Raw genomic sequence first — 3943 nt, forward strand, 5'->3', positions numbered from 1 at the left:
AGAGACTATCCAGGCGGCTGAGTGTAAATAGACAAACGCTGTTTGCCGCAAGGCTAGGGTTGCCTAGTAGCTGATAGCTTTCACAAATGCTTTAATTTAACTTAAGCAGGAGAGCACATTTCAAAATGTCAACACAAAAAAAACCTGACCTGAGCGATCCTCAGTTAAGAGCCAAACTAGCTAAAGGCATGGGTCACAACTACTACGGTGAACCCGCTTGGCCTAATGACCTACTTTACGTCTTTCCAATCGTGATCATGGGTTCCTTCGCTGCGATCGTGGCTCTAGCTGTGCTAGATCCCGCTATGACCGGTGAACCAGCAAATCCTTTCGCCACACCATTGGAAATTTTGCCAGAGTGGTACTTGTATCCAGTCTTCCAGATTTTGCGATCGCTTCCTAACAAACTTTTAGGAGTGTTAGCAATGGGTTCTGTACCAGTGGGGCTAATCCTCGTTCCCTTTATTGAGAACGTTAACAAGTTCCAAAACCCCTTCCGTCGTCCAGTTGCAACCACAGTATTCCTCTTTGGTACCCTTGTCACCTTGTGGCTGGGTATTGGTGCTGCCTTGCCATTGGATAAATCTTTGACCTTGGGACTATTCTAAATTAGTCACCACAAAGTGCTTTGACGCCTGTGAGTTTCAAGAGCAGATGCAGATGTGCTCTTGAAAAAAATTTACAGGCGTCAATTTTAACAAAAAAGAATACATGCGTCAGTCGCCAGAATTCAGAATTGAATTCTGAACGAAAAAGTGGATGAATAACTGGGTTTAAGTCCCCCACCAAATCAGTGACGGGTTTGAATCCCCCACTGTAAGCGTTGCGTAAAGCCTTCTCTACTAGAGGCTGCGCCAACGGCATAGCAACGCTATGAGCGAGTTCCCGTCCCTTGCGCGTCTCGTAGAGAGCGTCTTGATTCTGACCGGAGGCGGAGCGTTTCCGGCTTTGCTCCGGAATTCTGACTCCTGAATTCTTCTTCAATAATTCAGATTGCATCTGGGATCTGAAGTTTTGGATGGAAAAGCTATTCCAAAATCTAAAATCACCAAAAGTCATCAAATACAAACATTTTTCACTTAGTTAACGTAAGTTGCTAGTTACAATCCTCGAAATGCCAGAATCGTTCATGTTTTGTCTTTTGGGACATAGAATATCTCAGTTTAGATTTTTCTATATCAAAGAAATTCTGCGAATAGTGCAAAATTTAATAACTAGCAACTTGGGTTTACTTATATTTAAGTCACAGTTAATGTTTAGCATAGTGCAGCAAGACCATCTGACGGTTAAGAGCGAACTAAGTCTCCTAAACCAGGTGCAAGAATGGTTCGAGCAATTTTGTCTGCAACATTTGTCTCGACTTGGCTGGTCAAAAACCCAACTTGATCGCCTAAATTTAGCATTAGCAGAAGGCTTTACCAACGCTGTTCGTCACGCTCATCATGCTTTACCCCCAGAAACAACCATTGAGATTAACATTTATCTCTGGATTGACCGACTAGAGATTAGAATTTGGGATTATGGAAAACCTTTCAATCCTGATGCGATCGCAGAGCCAGAACCAGGTACACTGCAAGTAGGCGGGTATGGATGGTTTCTCCTGCGGCGGTTAGCTGATCGTGTTGTATACGAACGTGGTGCAGATGGTAGAAATTGCCTCCTTATCGTCAAATACTCTCAAGAAGCACAAAAGTAAAAGTGAAGCAGCCAAAGAAGAGGAAAGGGGGCAGTTCTTGCTGGGTGCAGAGGAGAGAACCTCGTAAATAAAAAGTTTCGGGTTGCTCAAACTTGGACACATTATTTATCTCTACGAGACGCTAAAGGCTAACGTGCTTTGCGTCTCAAAATAAATATTTTTACTTAGAATATAAATAAATCTCATATCAAAATAGAAGCACGATCAAAAGGAGTCATTGGTCAAATATATAGTTATTTGATTGATAAAAGTATACTCTTTTTCAATATTATCTGGATTGGGGTAATATGTTTTTTACGTAAAATTGCTTATTTATTATGATTTTTTTGTAAAGCCTCAAAGAATATTGTTGTATAAAAAGAATTAATGAATACAGTAAAGATAACATTCGAGTTACATTAGCTCCCTTGTTAATATTTGTCAGCAGTGTTGAGAGTCTTATTTTTGTTCTCCAACAAGTGTCATTTTGTGCTTAAAGAGATAGAGGAAATAGGGGACAAAATATGATTAAGACAGCCCTAATTACAGGAATTACTGGTCAAGATGGCTACTATCTCAGCCATTTGCTCCTCAACCGTGGTTATCGAGTTGTAGGATTAGTACCCCCACATCGACAACCTAATTTGACCAAACTGGGAACACTGGCAAATCAGGTAGAAATTTTTACGGTTGACTTGAGGGATAATGCGGCGCTGTTGACCGCAGTTGAACAGCTGCGTCCCCAAGAAATTTACAATTTAGCGGCTCCCAGTTTTGTACCCGACTCTTGGAACGACCCATTGGGAACCCTGGATCTGATAACTGGTACGGCTACCAGGCTTTTGGAAGCAGTACGAAAAGTTGGTTTGTCTACCAGATTTTATCAAGCCAGCAGTTCAGAAATGTTTGGCGATGTATTTATTTCGCCTCAAGATGAAGAAACGCCTTTTCGCCCCAAAAACCCCTATGCGGCGGCCAAGATGCACGCCCATTGGACTATGGTGCATCACAGACAGCGCTATGGGCTATTTGCCTGTAGTGGAATTTTATATAACCATGAGTCTCCTCTGCGTCCACCTCAGTTTGTTACACGCAAAGTTTCTTTGGCAGCTGCATCGATTAAATTGGGTTTAACTGACACCTTAGAAATAGGTAACCTAGATGCTAAACGCGATTGGGGCTTTGCTGGAGATTACGTAGAAGCAATGTGGCGAATGTTGCAAGTTGATGAACCAGAAGAATATGTGATAGGCACTGGTAAACTGCACAGTGTAAGAGATTTAGTTGCCGCAGCCTTTGAGTCTGTAGGATTGGATTGGACGCACCATATAGTTTTAAATACCAAATTATTGCGACAAGATGAGCATTTTCAACTAGTAGCCAACCCCAGTAAAGCTAAAATAAATCTTGATTGGGAACCCCAAGTGAGCTTTGAGGAACTTTTAGAAAAAATGGTAAAAACAGATTTAGAGCGGTTAAAAAGCGGTGCGATCGCGCCTTTACCGCAAGTGTAAATAACCTAACATGCATATCACTACAGTGACAGAAAACCTAAAGTTAGGTGATAAAATTAACAAAAAAACTAATCATGTCTTCGTGTTTTTAGAAATTTTTGCCCACGAAGGCGGTATCCAATCATATATAAAAGATATTTTTCGCGCCTATCTGGGATTGAGCCAAGTCTACAAAGCGGAAGTATTTTTGCTGCGAGATAGTCCTGATAGCTTAAATCCGTTTAAAGACAAGAACTTAAAATTTCATTACTTTAAAAATCAGTCTCCCTATTTGGGGAGATTGCAAATGGCAGCAGCTTTACTTAAGTGTCTGTTACAAAACCGTCCAGAACAAGTTTTCTGCGGTCATATTAACTTAGGAGTATTAGTACAAACTCTTTGCCAGCCCTTGGGGATTCCTTACACAGTGCTAACTTATGGTAAAGAAGTCTGGGAACCGCTCAAAAATCAAGAACGTCGCGCCCTGACATCAGCAGCTGGAATTTGGACAATTAGTCGTTACAGCCGTGATCGCGCCTGTGCCGCTAATAGTCTAAATCCGAAAATGGTACAGATGATGCCTTGTGCAATTGATGGGGATAAATTTACTCCTGGTTCCAAGCAGCCAGAATTAGGAAAGAAGTATGGCTTAACTGATGCTAAGGTGTTAATGACAGTAGCGCGGTTATGGTCAGGGGATATTTACAAGGGTGTAGATGTAACGATTCGGGCGTTACCACAAATCGCTCAGGTTTTCCCAGACTTCTTTACCATA

4 protein-coding genes and 1 pseudogene are annotated in these 3943 nt (G+C 41.6%); 4 read left to right on the top strand and 1 reads right to left on the bottom strand.

The features are described from left to right. Nucleotides 1–125: 125 nt before the first annotated feature. Entirely contained in the window at nucleotides 126–608 is a 483-nt protein-coding gene (gene petD / locus LC574_RS30075) for a cytochrome b6-f complex subunit IV (RefSeq protein WP_069068452.1), read from the top strand. A gap of 1 nt (nucleotide 609) precedes the next feature. Here petD and LC574_RS30080 read toward each other — a convergent pair whose 3' ends face one another. Then, nucleotides 610–999, bottom strand: a complete 390-nt coding sequence (locus tag LC574_RS30080) for a hypothetical protein (protein WP_229457269.1) — start codon at nucleotides 997–999, stop codon at nucleotides 610–612. A 253-nt stretch (nucleotides 1000–1252) separates the two neighbouring features. Between LC574_RS30080 and LC574_RS30085 the strand changes: the two genes are divergently transcribed. From LC574_RS30085 to LC574_RS30095, 3 genes and pseudogenes are all read left to right on the top strand, one after another. Next, entirely contained in the window at nucleotides 1253–1696 is a 444-nt protein-coding gene (locus LC574_RS30085) for an anti-sigma regulatory factor (protein WP_229457270.1), read from the top strand. A 503-nt stretch (nucleotides 1697–2199) separates the two neighbouring features. After that, nucleotides 2200–3189, top strand: coding sequence for a GDP-mannose 4,6-dehydratase (locus LC574_RS30090; RefSeq protein WP_229457271.1), 990 nt, complete (start codon nucleotides 2200–2202; stop codon nucleotides 3187–3189). A 10-nt stretch (nucleotides 3190–3199) separates the two neighbouring features. Next, nucleotides 3200–3943 (top strand): annotated as a pseudogene (locus LC574_RS30095) (glycosyl transferase group 1); the annotation flags it as partial.

This window comes from Nostoc sp. CHAB 5715 (genome assembly GCF_020829685.1).
Lineage (GTDB): Bacteria > Cyanobacteriota > Cyanobacteriia > Cyanobacteriales > Nostocaceae > Nostoc.